We start from the raw sequence: 14,016 nt of genomic DNA on the forward strand, positions 1-14,016 counted from the left end.
AGCCCTACGCGCAGAGCGATAGAAAACTCCTCACCCCATCACCGCCGCCTGCTCCAGCTCCACCCGCAGCGTCTTCACCAATTCCGCACGCGATACCTCAAACTGGTCCTCGCGACGCAAATCCTTCACCGTCACCACGCCCTTCGCCAACTCGTCTTCACCCAGCACGATCACAAAGCGTATGCCAGCGCGGTCGGCATACTTGAACTGCTTGCCAAGCTTGCCGCCTTCCAGCACCACCTCCGTGGCAATGCCAGCCGCGCGCAACTCACTCGCCAGCGCCAGGTACGCCGGCAACTGCGCCGCATCCATCTGCGTGACGAGCACATCCACCGTGCTGCGCGCCGTGTTGATCAGGCCGGCATCGCGCAACTGCCAGTAAAGGCGCGTCAGGCCAATGGAAATACCCACGCCCGGCAGGTGTGACTTGGTGTACTGCCCGGCCAGGTTCTCGTATCGCCCGCCCGAACAAATCGAGCCGATCTGCGGGTGATCGTTGAGCGTGGTCTCGTAAACCGTGCCGGTGTAGTAATCCAGGCCACGCGCGATCGACAGATTCAACGCGTAATGCGTTTCCGGCACGCCGAAATCGTGGATCAGGCCCAGCACCTCTTTCAGCTCGGCACGGCCCTGCTCCATCGCCTCCGGGCCAGCGCCCAGGGCATCGAGCTTGGCAAAGGCATCTTGCAAGGAGCTAGAACGCACCTGCACGAAATCCAGCACCTTCTGCGCCACCTCCGCGCTGAGGCCGAACGCCTCGCCGGTCAAAGTGTCGCGCACATAATCGGCGCCGCGCTTGTCCAGCTTGTCCACCTCGCGCAGCACCAGGGTCTGCTGCTCCGGATCCGTCACGCCGAGGCTTTCAAAGAAGCCACGCATCAACTTGCGGTTGTTCAGCTGGATGGTGAACGCACCGATGTTCAGTTCACGGAACACGCTGTAGATCACCGCCGGCACTTCGGCGTCGTAGCGGACCGACAAGCTGTCCTTGCCGATCACGTCGACGTCGCACTGGTAGAACTCGCGGAACCGCCCGCGCTGCGCACGCTCGCCGCGGTAAACGCGCTGCATCTGGTAACGGCGGAAGGGGAAGTTGAGATCGTGCTCGTGCTCGGCCACGTAGCGGGCAAGCGGCACGGTCAGATCGAAGCGCAAGGCCAGTTCCGGCTTCTCGCCCTGCTCCAGCGCGCCGGTCGACTGTACAAAATACACCTGCCGCTCGGTCTCTCCACCGGTCTTGGTCAGCAGCACATCCGAATATTCGATCACCGGCGTCTCGACCGGCAGGAAGCCGAAGCGCTCATAGTTGCGACGGATCACGTCGAGCATGCGCTGGAAAGCAATCTGGTCGAGCGGCAACAGCTCGAGCACGCCGGGCATGGTGCGGGCCTGGGTAAGCGCCATGGAATCCTCGTTGAAGGTGGAAAATGCCGCGTTGGGATTCCCCGATTCAGAGCATCCCGCTGGCAGCCCAATAGCGTAGCAGAAGCACCCGCCTACCCCGCCCTTGCTCCATCAGAATCCAGTCGCCGGCACCGGCCGCCTGTTGCCAATACCCCTTAGGACCGTTAAGATACGCGGCTCCCGCGGGGTGTAGCTCAGCCTGGTAGAGCGCTACGTTCGGGACGTAGAAGTCGCATGTTCGAATCATGTCACCCCGACCAAAGTTTCTTAAAAAAAGCCGGCCCTTGTGGCCGGCTTTTTTGTTAGGGCGACGAAGCCGCTGTCTCGTTAGCATCAGCTGCACAGTGCCACGCCTGTGCGCACTGTTTCGGCGAGCGATGGAACAGATGCCACGTAACTGCGCGTATTGAGCTAAGCCTCCGCTACAACCCAACTACTCATCATGCTTGGCGCTGACCGTATGCATGGGACGGCATTGACCGCCGTTGCAATCAATCAACACGCTGTAGCTGCCGCAAGGCGCTGTGAATGTCGTGCCTCCGTTCGCTTGAACTGCGCCACACCCCAGACCGTTCGCGACGGACTGAGCAAGCGCGAGGTTGGCATCGCCATCTGGAGCGGAGGCTGCGACCACAGGTGTCACTTGTTGAGCAGGCTCAGGATTGGCGGCGGGCGCGGACGATGGATCGGCTGCTGGTAACGTGGTCGTAGCTACAGACGCCGGTGCCGGTGCCGGTGCCGGTGCCGATGCCTGCGTTGGCGTTGGCGTTGGCGTTGGCGTTGGCGTTGGCGTGACAGTATTAGCTACGGTGGCTATCGCGATGCCCGAAGAGCCTGCATGCCCTTGAATGCAACTCACAAAAGCAGAATCTTTGAATACCTCTTCAATACCGTCCTTGATGACTTCGTTGAGCGTACCGAACGCATTCACGAATTTGGCGGTGTGCTTCTTGAAAACCTTTTGCTGGTTATAACAAGACGCGCCACCTCCAACAGTATCGACCACGTAGGTGACATCCAGTGTCCAGTCCACGCTATAGCCAAGATCGTCGATGAGCAGGTCGTTGATGGTTCCGTGGACTAGCGGACCTTGGTCCATTTTGATGCCTACGAAACGTGATTCTTCAAAGAATGCCTGTTTAAAGTAATCACCTACGTTGCGGTCGATCATGATGTTCCCGAGCGCCGTATTACGGAGCTGGTTTTCCTTCACCTTGCCGGAATCGCCGGGAGTGTATTTAAAAGTGCCAACTTGTTCGCTCCCGGAAACAATCATCGTGGAGCTGGGTGCGTAGTTAAGCGTGATGGGAGGTGCGCAGCCGGTCAAAGCCAAAGTTAACGGTGCAGCGATCAATACAAAGCGCTTCATTGGGTCCCCTGCCATGTCTTCGTCCTCATTTTCTTGCGCCATGCGACGCAAGCGCTTCGAGTACAGGGGGAATGCTGGCGCACGTCATGCTGTCCCCTTACTGGAGCATGGATAGCGTGCAACGAATTTCCCCTGTACAAGCAGAGTTTTACGCAACCGCTGGGAAATTGCCAAGGGAAAAAGTAAAACCTGAGATACCCCTGCGTTTCCTACTGACGCGGTCATGTGTTGAGGGAATGCATTGTCCAGCAGTCAGCTACCGTTCGCGCGCCATTGATTTTGTACGGGAGTAAACGGCTCCTTATAAACAAGATTTGAGCTTGCGCACCCCCTCCCGAATCTCCTGCACATTCGCCCCCGAATAACCAAGAATCATCCCGCCCCGCTTCGGCGGCTTGGCATAGCAAAGGGACAGCGGCCGCGTGGAGACACTCAGCTTGGCGGTCTTGATGGAAAGCGCGACATCATCGACGCCGCGCGGTAACAGTGCCGCCAGTTGCATGCCGGCGTGAGTGCCGATGACTTCGAGTTTGTCGTCCATGTATTGATCAATGGCTTCGAGCAAAGCCATGCGACGTTCCAGATAGAGCGTGCGCATGCGGCGGATGTGTCGTGCGAATTGGCCGTCGCGGATGAAATCGGTCAGTGCGGCTTGATAGAGCGTGGACGAGAATGTATCGAAAGCGTCGCGAACGACCGCAAAGGCATCGACGAGGTCTTGGGGGACTACGATGTAGCCGACACGCAGCGCAGGGAACATCACTTTGCTGAAGGTGCCGACGTAGATGACGCGGTCGTCGGTGTCCATGCCTTGCAGCGAGGCAAGTGGTCGGCCGCCGAAGCGGTATTCGCTGTCGTAGTCGTCTTCGATGATCCATGCACCAGTGCGTGCGGCCCAGTTCAGCAGTTGCATGCGTCGTGCGGCACTCATGGTGACGCCGAGTGGGAACTGGTGCGATGGGGAGATGTAGGCGGCGCGTGCATGGCGGCTTAGCTTGATGGCTTGGTCGACGTTCAAGCCTTCGTCATCGACAGGAACCGGAACGATATGCGCGCCTACGGTGCGCAATGCCTGGCGTGCGCCGGGGTAACCGGGGTCTTCCATCCACACATGGTCTTTCGCTTCCAGCAACGCATGAGCGCACAGCTGCAAGCCGTGTTGTGATCCGGTGGTGATGATGATTTGCGACGCGTCGCAGCGCACGGCGCGCACGGTGCCCAGGTATTCGGCGATGGCTTCGCGCAATGGCCGGTAGCCCATCGGACCTGCGTAGACCATGTGGTCGATGGGTGCTTGGCGAGCATAGCGATTGACGAGCTTGGCCCAGGCGGTGTTTGGGAAGTGATCGATCGCAGGCAAGCCGATGCGAAACGCGCCTTGATTGTTGGCCCAGGTTTGCGGTGGCGTGCGCAAGCTCTCCACGCGCCGGGCAATGTTACGTGGGGCGCTTTGTGAAAGCCGCTGCGATGCGCGCTGCGCGGGATTCACCGGCTTAGTGTCCGTAGGTATTGCACGCGCCACGCAGGTGCCGGCGCCGACGAAGGTTTCCAGATAGCCCTCCGCGAACAATTGCTCGTAAGCGCTCAGCACCGGCACGCGGGAAATGTTCAGTTCCTTCGCCAGGCTGCGGGTGGAGGGAACGCGCTGTCCGGGTCGCAATTGCCCCTCGAGAATGGCGCGGCGAAACCACTCGGAGAGTTGGTCATACATCGGTACGGCGCTGGCGGCATCGAGCGCGACCGGGGGCAGGAAACCCTTGGAGAGTCGTTTCATACCAGTGGCCTGAAGTGGTCGCCCCAAATCATACCGAAGTGGCTATTTTCGCGAACCACTGGCGGGCTTACTTTTTGCCCCTATCCCCGCCCATAGCAACGCGCATGTTCCGGATGGCGAACGTAGAGCCGCCACCCGAAGCTTGTCGGTCATCCGACACAAGGCCCATCATGAGAACAAGGCAACGCACCGCACTTTTGCTCTGCATGCTTGGCTGTATCGCTCCGCTTCGTGCCTTCGCGCAAACAATGGCCACGCCATCCGGACAGGAGGCGATGAGCGATGCCTGGTGGACGGGCCCCATGCTGGCGAACTCGGCCGAAACGCTGCCGCCGGGGCACTTTTTGTTCGAGCCCTATGTTTATGACGTCCGGCGCTCGCATACCGATACGTTCGGCTCGAACTCATACATTCTTTACGGTTTGGTCGACCGGCTTTCGATCGGGATGATTCCCGTGATCGGCTACAACAAGGTCAGCCATGGCCCGAACAGTTCAAGCGTTGGCATCGGCGATTGGACCTTGCAGGCACAGTACCGGTTGACTGAATTCCAGCAAGGCAGCTGGATGCCAACCACGGCCATCTTGCTGCAGGAAACCTTGCCCACCGGCAGATACGATCAGCTTGGCAGCCGGCCCGGCAATGGGCTTGGCAGCGGTATCTATACCACCACGATATGGCTCAATTCGCAGATGTATTTCTGGCTGCCGAATGGGCGCATCCTGCGTACGCGTTTCAATGTATCGCGGTCGTTTTCGCGAAGTGCATCGGTGAAAGGCGTGAGCGTATACGACACGGATGAGGGATTTAACGGAAGAGTAAAACCCGGGAATGGTTTCTTTGCCGATCTGGCGTTCGAATATAGCCTGACGCAGCGATGGGTGCTGGCGATGGATTTCACTTATAGCCACAGCGACAACACGCGTCTGGCGGGGGTGGACATGGTGGATCCGAATGGCGTGCCTTATCCGCAGGATGTGCGCTTGAATTCAGGCCCCAGCACGTCGTTTGGAGTGGCGCCGGCGATTGAGTACAACTGGTCGCCGAGGATTGGCGTGTTGTTGGGGACGCGGGTGATTTTTGGGGGGCACAACAGTACGGGGAGTGTGACGCCGGCGGTGGCAGTCAATTATGTGTATTGACCGTAGGCTGGGATGAAATCCCGGCATCGCCATGCATGGTAATGCCGGGATTTCATCCCAGCCTACGACGCTACGAAGCGAGTGCCAGTTGGGTGAGTTGATCCAGCTCCGCCTCATCAAAACCCGCCTGCAAACGTGCCGGCCGATTGAACGGACCGCGCAAGTTACGCCCCATGTAATCGCGCACGAAATCGAGAAACGTTTCACGCGGATCAACACCATCACGCTCGCAGCACCATTTGAACCAGCGTGTGCCGGCGGCTACGTGCGCGACTTCTTCGCGCAAAATCACTTCCAATATCGCAATGGTGTTTTCATCGCCGACGCCGCGCAGGCGTTCGATCATGCCGGGCGTGACATCGAGGCCACGCGCCTCCAGCACGCGCGGTACTAAAGCCATGCGCGCGGTGTCGTGATGAGCGGTTTTCTCGGCCATTTCCCATAAGCCGTTGTGTGCGTCGAAATCGCCATATGCGTGATCGAGTTCGGCCAGGCGCTGGGACAGCATGGCGAAATGGCGAGCTTCGTCGTTGGCGCAGCTGGCCCAATCGCGGTAGTAGTCCGGTGGCATGCCGCGGAAGCGGTAGACCGCGTCCCAGGCGAGGTTGATGGCGTTGAATTCGATATGCGCGACGGCATGCACGAGTGCCGCGCGGCCTTCGGGAGTGCCTAGGCCGCGGTGAGGCACTTGGCGTTGCGGGACGAGTCGCGGGAGTGCCGGGCGGCCGGGTGCGCCGATGGGATCAGGTGCGGGTGATGTTGAATCCGCGCGCAACAGGCCTGATTGCAAGGCATCCCATGTCGCGTGCGTGAGGCGAAGTTTCTCGGCGGGATCCGTGGCGTCGAGGCAGCGCTTGGCGGCGGTGTGGAGATCAGTCATGGCGCGAAGTATCGCTCCCTCCCCGGCTTGTAGGGGAGGGAGCCGAACAGATGCCGGTAGAAGGAAAACTAAAAACTACGCGCTGCGCCGCGCTGCCTTCGCATCATCCGAACGCAGCATTTCGATCTGCTCCAAGTAATGCTGGTCCAGGCCAGTGATGTATTCGCCCGAGAAGCATGACGTATCGAAATGCTTGATGCTTTCGTTGCCGTCCTGCACTGCCCAGATCAAATCCTTCAAGTCCTGGTAGATCAGCCAATCGGCACCAAGCATTTTCTCCACTTCTTTTTCGCTATGGCCAGCAGCGACCAATTCCGAAGCGGCGGGCATGTCGATGCCGTACACATTGGGATAGCGCACCGGCGGCGCGGCAGAGGCGAAATACACGTTCTTGGCGCCGGCGTCGCGCGCCATCTGGATGATCTGGCGCGAGGTGGTGCCGCGCACGATGGAGTCGTCCACCAGCAGCACGTTCTTTTTGCGGAATTCCAGTTCCACCGGATTGAGCTTGCGGCGCACGGATTTTACGCGTTCGCCCTGCCCCGGCATGATGAAGGTGCGGCCGATGTAACGGTTTTTGACGAAGCCTTCGCGGAACGGCACGCCGAGCATTTCGGCCAGTGCACTGGCTGCCGTGCGCGCGGTGTCGGGAATCGGAATCACCGCGTCGATGCCGTGATCGGGCCGCTCGCGCAGGATTTTTTCCGCCAGCTTCTGACCCATGCGCAGACGTGCTTTGTACACCGACACGTTCTCGATCATCGAATCGGGACGCGCCAGGTAGACGTATTCGAAGATGCACGGTGCATGCACCGCGCCTTCCGCGCACAGGCGGGTGTGAAGCTGGCCATCGTTGGTGATGAATACCGCTTCGCCCGGCGCCACGTCGCGCAAGCGCTTGAAGCCGAGAATGTCCAGCGCTACCGATTCGGAAGCCAGCGCATATTCACGGCCTTCCGAGCTGATGCGCTCACCCAGCACCAGCGGACGAATGCCATTCGGATCACGGAACGCCAGCAGGCCGTAGCCCAACAGCAGAGCAAGACAGGCATAACCGCCGCGCGCACGTGCGTGTACGCCCGCCACGGCCTTGAAGATATGGTCCGGCGTCAACGCCATGCGATCCTGGATCTGCAGCTCATGCGCCAGCACGTTGAGCAGCACTTCCGAATCGGAATCGGTGTTGATGTGGCGGCGGTCGTCTTCGAACATTTCGCGCCGCAGCGTTTCGGTGTTCACCAGGTTGCCGTTGTGCACAATGGCGATGCCGTAGGGCGAGTTCACGTAGAGCGGCTGCGCCTCGGTGGCGCCCTCGGAGCCCGCCGTGGGATAGCGGCAATGCCCGATGCCCACGCGACCGCGCAGACGGTTCATGGCGGACTGGTTGAAGACGTCGCGCACCAAGCCGTTGTCCTTGTGCAGCCGCAGCCGCGCACCGTCCACGGTGGCGATACCAGCCGCATCCTGCCCGCGATGTTGCAGGACGGTGAGGCCGTCATAAAGCGCCGATGCCACCTCGGTGGTACCGACTATGCCGATGATTCCGCACATGGTGTTGCTACCCGTTAGTGTGATGCGTTGTACCGGTCGCGCTCGAAGCTGCAGCCGGTGAAGTGGAAAGGTGCGCCGGCATTCCCTTCGGCAACACGTTGGGCAGATGCACCGGGAAATTTTCCGGGCGCAGGTGCTGACGTACGTCAGGCGGCATTTCGCTTTCCAGCCACGTCGCCAAGCTGTTGAACTGCGGCAACAGGGTCGATTGCTGCCACATCGGTTCGCGCGCAAAACCCGTCTGGTTGACCAGGAACACGATCAGCGTCACCAGCAACAGGCCACGCGCAAAACCGAAAATCATGCCGAGCAAGCGATCCGTGCCGCCCAAGCCCGTGCTGTCCACCAGTGTCCGGATGGCGAACCGTACCAGGGCACCAAGGATCAGTACGGCGATGAAACACAAACCGTAGCCAATCAGCAGGCGCAGCAACGGGGTCTGGATCGAGTGCTCGAAATGCATCGATACCGACGGGCCGTACGTCCATGCCACCCAGAACGCCGCGACCCACGTCGCCAGCGCCAATACCTCGGATATGAGGCCGCGCCACAGACCTACAAGGACCGAAAGCGCCAGCACCGCGATGATGATCAGGTCAACCGCGTTCATGTATGAAGTCGTTTCCGGCTTGTTAATGGATGTTAGTTGGCGCTGACGATATTGCCGTCAAGACCCAGCTTGGCCTTGATCTGGTCGCGCAGCGAGACGGCATCGCTGCGCTGGGTCTGCGGACCGGCGCGCACGCGCCACAGCTGGCGGCCACCGGCGTTCACCGAATCCACAAAACCATCGAAGCCATTGGCGCGCAGCTTGTCGCGCAGCGCCAGCGCATCGGACTGGCTGCCCATGGCCGCCACCTGCACAGCCCAGGCGCCTGCCCTGACCGGCGCGCCCGCGGCCGGTGCCGGCGCGTCGCCTTGTGGTGTGGTGGCGCCACTTTCCAGGCGAGCCGGCACGCTGGGAATGGTCTGGGCGATCTTCAGCCGCGCGGCTTCGGCCTGGGCGCGGGTCTCGAACGGGCCAGCGCTGACCAGGGTCAGCGTCTTGCCGGCTCGCTGGATGGGTTGGCTGCGCACCGGATAGCCCATGGCGCGCACCTTTTGCATCAGGCGATTGGCGCCATCGGCGGTGCCGTAAGCACTCAGGTTGACGGCATAAATGCCGCGCGCCGCGGTGGCCGGCGGGGTGTCCGGGATGACCGGCGTCGCAGGCGCGGGAGGCGGCGTGACCGGGCGACTTGGCGCAGCAGCCGTCTTCGGCGGGAGGGCGGGAATGACCGGCTGCCACGGCTGGGGTGCCGCAGCTTGTTGTTGCGGGGCCGGGGCCGGTTGGGCTGGGTTGGCGGCAGCCGTGTTCACCGGCGTCATGCCTTCCACGTTGGCCGCCGTGCTGGCCGGTGCCGGCATGGCACTGCTCGCGGCAGCCGGGCCAGACAAGCTCATCGTCTTGGTTTGCAGGTCGCGATCGGGTGCCGGGGGAATTGCCAGGCTGACCGATTGGTCGGTGCTGCTGGTCGAGGGCGGCTTGCTCGAAAACATCATCGGCACGAACAGGATGGCCAACGCAACGAGTACGGCAGCTCCCAACAGGCGTGTGTTCAAGACGGACTCCAGACAACCACTTGTGCGTGACGCGGCGGATTATACCTGCCCATGCTGGGTTACATGACAAATGGACGACGATCCGGCGTGCAGGCCAATCTCATAGCATCGCGATGTTGGGGTTTGCACCCCAACCTACGATTCAGTCAGCACTGCCGACGCCACGAAAAACGAACCGAACGCAAGAATGCGCTCCCCGCGCCGTGCCGAGGCACGCGCGGCGGTGAGCGCCTGATGCACGTTGTCGTGCGTATCGAAATTCGCGCGCGGCAACACCTGGCGCAGGACACCTGCCAGCACGTCAGCGGTAAGTCCGCGCGGGGTGTCCTGATCCAAGTTCGCCAAGTGCCAGTGCGCAATGCGCGATCCCAGCGCTGTCATCACGCCGCCCACGTCTTTGTCGGCCAGCGCACCGTACACGGCATGCACACGGCCGCCCGGCTGCGCATCCAGCCACGCCGCCAATGCCCGCGCCGCTTGGGGGTTGTGGCCAACGTCGACGATCAACGCAGGATCACCACCCAACGACTGCAAGCGCGCCGGCGCATGCGGAAAGTGCATGCCCAGCGCGGCGATCCGCTCCAGTTCCACCTCGCTGACCGCCTGCAGAGCGTGCAACGCGGCGATGGCGGCGGATGCGTTCGCGTATTGCACCGGCGCGGCGAGTTCGGGTGCGGGCAAATCCAGCACGGTGCCGTCGCGATGATGCCAGCGCCAGCGATGCACCTCGCGCTCCACATAGAAATCGTGCCCCGCCCGCTCGATGTGGGCACCTTGTTTAGCCAATGCTTCCAGCAAGCCTTGCGGCGGCTCGGTTTCACCCACGATGGCCGGCCGGTCGCGGCGCGCGATGCCGGCTTTCTCACGTCCTATGCTGTCGCGGTCTGGCCCCAGCCATTCCACGTGATCCAGGTCCACCGTGGTGACGATGACCGCATTGGCGTCGATGATGTTGACCGCATCGAGACGCCCGCCAAGACCTACTTCCAGCACGGCCACATCCAGATCTGCCCGCGCGAACAGATCGAGCGCGGCCAGCGTGCCGAATTCGAAATAGGTCAAGGTGATGTCGCCACGCGCCAGATCGATGCGCTCGAAACTCTCGATCAGCATCGCATCGTCGGCATCCACGCCGGCCACCCGAATGCGCTCGTTGTAATGAATGAGATGCGGCGAGGTATAGCAGCCCACGCGCTGTCCCGCCGCCGCCAACATGGCTTCCAGAAACGCCACGGTGGAACCCTTGCCGTTGGTACCGCCGACCGTGATCACCTGCCGCGCGATCGCCGGTGCGCCCATGCGTTGCCACACGGCGCGCACCCGATCCAAACCCATATCCACACCCAATGCATGGACGTGTTGTTGGTAATCCAGCCATTCGGCAAGCGTGGAAGGTTTCGTGGTGGGTTTCACGCGCGGCTCCGGTTTCAAGCTCGCGCAACATAAAGGGAGTGGCGTGGTTGCACAATCCTCCCCTAGGGATGCTCTGATCTATTCCACGCACCCGTCACCGCACGGTATGCGCTTCTCACGGCGTTCCGGCGGTGAAGGCAGACTGGCTGTCTGTCGAGACGCCGGAACGCCGTGAGAGGCGCATACCGTGCGGCCCCAATATTTTGAATTTAAATGACGGGGTGACGTCCAGAAGGCCTGCAGGCTGCACCGCGCGGCTTGAACAGACGGCCAGTCTGCCCTGCGCCACGCGGCACACCCTGCAGGCCTTCTGGACGTCATGCCGGGTGCGTGGAATAGATCAGAGCATCCCTAGTAAAACCTTCGTCAGAAAATACGTATACCGCTTGCATGCAGCATCCAATACATGCCGAACACCGTCCAGAACATGCGCTTGAGCGCCTTGCCGGCCAGGAATGCCGCCAGCAGGGCGAGCAGCCAGGGCATGTATTTGTCGAGCGTGCTGCGCGTGTCGTTGATGGTGTTCATGGCTTGTCCTCCCCGCACCCCGTTGGTGCGTGAGGAATCATCTGCTTCGAGGCCGAACGGTGGCAGGTGCGCGAGTCATCAGTCGAATCTGACAGACGTCATGTTCCCTTATCCAGCAACGGCTTCAACAAATCCAGCGGCAACGGAAACACGATGGTGCTGGACTGCCCGCTGCTCGACATACTCGCCAGAGTCTGCAAATAGCGCAGCTGCAAGGCCTGCGGCTGCTGCGCCAGCATGGTTGCCGCATCGCGCAGTTTTTCGGCGGCCTGCAGTTCGCCATCGGCATGAATCACTTTGGCACGGCGTTCGCGCTCGGCCTCGGCCTGGCGGGCGATCGCGCGCACCATGGTGTCGTTGATGTCCACGTCCTTGATCTCGACGTTGGTGATCTTGATGCCCCACGGATCGGTCGCCTCGTCGAGTATCTGCTGCAAGCTGTGGTTGATCGAATCGCGCTGCGAAAGGATGTCATCCAGATCGTGCTGGCCCAGCACCGAGCGCAGACGCGTTTGCGACAGCTGGCTGGTGGCCTGGTAGAAGCTCTCCACTTTCAGCACCGACTTGTCCGGCTCCACCACGCGGAAGTACACCACCGCGTTCACGCGTACGGAAACGTTGTCGCGGGAAATCACATCCTGCGGCGGCACGTCCATCACCGTCACGCGCAAGTCCACGCGGATCATCCGCTGCACAAGCGGCACCAGGATCACCAGGCCCGGCCCCTTGGTACCGGTATAACGGCCCAGCGTCAGCACCACGCCACGCTGGTATTCCGGCAATACCTTGATCGACGACGACAGCAGCGCAATCACGAAAATCACGATGACGCCAACAAAACCGATCATGAAGATTCTCCTTTGCCCGTACCCAATGCCGCCACCTGCAATAGCAAGCCTTGGCGGCCGATCACCCGCACTCGTGCGCCGGCTGGAAGCGGCACATCGCTATGCACACGCCAGCGTTCACCGTCGATGCGCGCCCAGCCTTCACCGTCAGCCGCAACGGGCTGCAACAATTCGCCCGTGTTCTGCAGCATCTTCTCCTCGCTGTTGAAGGCGCGTGCGCGGCGTGCGCGCATGACCAGGCGCAACAACATCGCAAGTATCGCCATGGCGCAGAACGCAATGCCGGCGATCACGCCCAGGTTCACCGCGTAACCCGGCACACCGGCATGAAACAACATGATCGAACCGAGCACGAAGGCGATCACGCCACCTACGCCCAACACGCCTGCGGTAGGTATGAATACTTCCGCCAGCAACAGCGCAACGCCCAGCGCCATCAACGCGAGTCCCGCATAGTTCACCGGCAACAGCTGCAAGGCATACAGGCCGATCAGCAGACAGATACCGCCGGTAACGCCCGGGTAGAACGAACCCGGGTGAAAGGCTTCCAGAATCAAGCCATAAATGCCGGCCAGCAGCAAAATGTACGCAATCGTGGGATTGGTGATGATGCCTAGGAAGTGCGCGCGCCAATCCGGCGGATAATCGCGGACCGGCAAGCCGCGCAGGCTGAGCGTCATCGCGCCGCCATTCACATGCACCGTGCGGCCATCCGCCTGTGCGAGCAACGCCTCGCTATCCAATGCGATGAAATCGACCACGTGCTGCGACACCGCTTCGGTTGCGGTGAGCGTAGCCGCGCCGCGCACGGCCTGTTCCGCCCATGCGGCGTTGCGTCCGTGCATTTGCGCCAGCGAACGGATAGTGGCGATCGCGTCATTGAGAATCTTGTGGCTTTCGGCGTCGTCCTCACTGTTGCTGCCGGCCTTATCGCTCGATTTGCCCGATGACGGTGCACTGTCGTTCAACGGCGACGGCATCGGCGAGCGACCGCCCAATTCCACCGGTGTGGCCGCGCCCAAATGTGTCGCAGGCGCCATGGCTGCGATCGGGCACGCATAAAGAATGTATGTGCCGGCTGACGCAGCACGCGCACCGCTTGGCGCCACATAGCCAAGCACGGGAATCTTTGCCGCAAGAATGTCCGCGATGATGCCGCGCATGGATTCCAGCAAACCACCCGGCGTATCCATTTGCAGCACGATGGCTTTCGCGCCGTCGTTCGTGGCGCGCTGGATGGCGTTGTCGACGTATTCGGCAGCAGCCGGGCCGATCGGGCCGTTCAATTCGATGCGTGCAACGAAGCTTTCATCAGCCGGCGCTTCTGTGGCCGGGCGCGTCCATGCCAGCGCCAATGCAGCGCCGAGAATGGCTCCCCACACGATCCAGCCTTTCCGTGACATGGCTTTGGCCCTCGGCCGGCATGTTCAACGCGCAGCCGTCGTGCGTGGCGGCTGTGGGTGGGATATTACGCCGATCGATGCAAGCGCGTAGGTTAGCGTCTC

The 14,016-nt window shown here is 61.4% G+C and carries 12 protein-coding genes and 1 tRNA gene; 2 read left to right on the forward strand and 11 right to left on the reverse strand.

Annotated elements, in window-relative coordinates:
• Positions 1–30 precede the first annotated feature (30 nt).
• Positions 31–1,404, reverse strand: coding sequence for a histidine--tRNA ligase (hisS, locus tag IEX75_RS18310; RefSeq protein WP_188796384.1), 1,374 nt, complete (start codon positions 1,402–1,404; stop codon positions 31–33).
• 183 nt (positions 1,405–1,587) lie between these two features.
• Between hisS and IEX75_RS18315 the strand changes: the two genes are divergently transcribed.
• Positions 1,588–1,664, forward strand: a tRNA-Pro gene (locus tag IEX75_RS18315).
• Positions 1,665–1,837: 173 nt separating this feature from the next.
• On the opposite strand, the gene IEX75_RS18320 is transcribed toward IEX75_RS18315, so the two are convergent.
• Entirely contained in the window at positions 1,838–2,815 is a 978-nt protein-coding gene (locus IEX75_RS18320; RefSeq protein WP_188796385.1) for a hypothetical protein, read from the reverse strand.
• Between the two features lie 259 nt (positions 2,816–3,074).
• Positions 3,075–4,547 (reverse strand): MocR-like pyridoxine biosynthesis transcription factor PdxR, encoded by a 1,473-nt coding sequence (gene pdxR, locus IEX75_RS18325; protein ID WP_188796386.1) that lies wholly within the window; start codon positions 4,545–4,547, stop codon positions 3,075–3,077.
• Between the two features lie 275 nt (positions 4,548–4,822).
• On the opposite strand from pdxR, the gene IEX75_RS18330 reads away from it, so the two are divergent.
• Entirely contained in the window at positions 4,823–5,689 is an 867-nt protein-coding gene (locus IEX75_RS18330; protein ID WP_229720945.1) for a transporter family protein, read from the forward strand.
• A 70-nt stretch (positions 5,690–5,759) separates the two neighbouring features.
• Here the strand turns inward: IEX75_RS18330 and IEX75_RS18335 are convergent, their stop codons facing one another.
• The 8 genes from IEX75_RS18335 to IEX75_RS18370 all read right to left on the reverse strand — a co-directional run bounded on the left by IEX75_RS18335 (position 5,760) and on the right by IEX75_RS18370 (position 13,914).
• Complete coding sequence (locus tag IEX75_RS18335; RefSeq protein WP_188796389.1) at positions 5,760–6,569, reverse strand: ferritin-like domain-containing protein; 810 nt, start codon at positions 6,567–6,569, stop codon at positions 5,760–5,762.
• Between the two features lie 75 nt (positions 6,570–6,644).
• Positions 6,645–8,120 carry an amidophosphoribosyltransferase gene (purF, locus tag IEX75_RS18340; protein WP_188796391.1) on the reverse strand — a complete coding sequence of 492 codons (1,476 nt, stop codon included), beginning with the start codon at positions 8,118–8,120 and terminating at the stop codon, positions 6,645–6,647.
• 7 nt (positions 8,121–8,127) lie between these two features.
• Entirely contained in the window at positions 8,128–8,730 is a 603-nt protein-coding gene (locus tag IEX75_RS18345) for a CvpA family protein (protein WP_188796393.1), read from the reverse strand.
• A 32-nt stretch (positions 8,731–8,762) separates the two neighbouring features.
• Positions 8,763–9,722: an SPOR domain-containing protein gene (locus IEX75_RS18350; RefSeq protein WP_188796395.1), complete on the reverse strand. Its 960-nt coding sequence runs from the start codon at positions 9,720–9,722 to the stop codon at positions 8,763–8,765.
• A 135-nt stretch (positions 9,723–9,857) separates the two neighbouring features.
• Positions 9,858–11,135, reverse strand: coding sequence for a bifunctional tetrahydrofolate synthase/dihydrofolate synthase (folC, locus tag IEX75_RS18355; protein ID WP_188796397.1), 1,278 nt, complete (start codon positions 11,133–11,135; stop codon positions 9,858–9,860).
• Between the two features lie 366 nt (positions 11,136–11,501).
• Complete coding sequence (locus tag IEX75_RS18360; RefSeq protein WP_188796399.1) at positions 11,502–11,663, reverse strand: hypothetical protein; 162 nt, start codon at positions 11,661–11,663, stop codon at positions 11,502–11,504.
• Between the two features lie 98 nt (positions 11,664–11,761).
• Positions 11,762–12,511, reverse strand: coding sequence for a slipin family protein (locus tag IEX75_RS18365; RefSeq protein WP_188796401.1), 750 nt, complete (start codon positions 12,509–12,511; stop codon positions 11,762–11,764).
• Positions 12,508–13,914: an NfeD family protein gene (locus tag IEX75_RS18370; RefSeq protein ID WP_188796403.1), complete on the reverse strand. Its 1,407-nt coding sequence runs from the start codon at positions 13,912–13,914 to the stop codon at positions 12,508–12,510. The genes IEX75_RS18365 and IEX75_RS18370 overlap by 4 nt, the downstream gene beginning before the upstream one ends.
• Between the last annotated feature and the right edge of the window lie 102 nt (positions 13,915–14,016).

This window comes from Dyella nitratireducens (genome assembly GCF_014642835.1).
Lineage (GTDB): Bacteria > Pseudomonadota > Gammaproteobacteria > Xanthomonadales > Rhodanobacteraceae > Dyella_B > Dyella_B nitratireducens.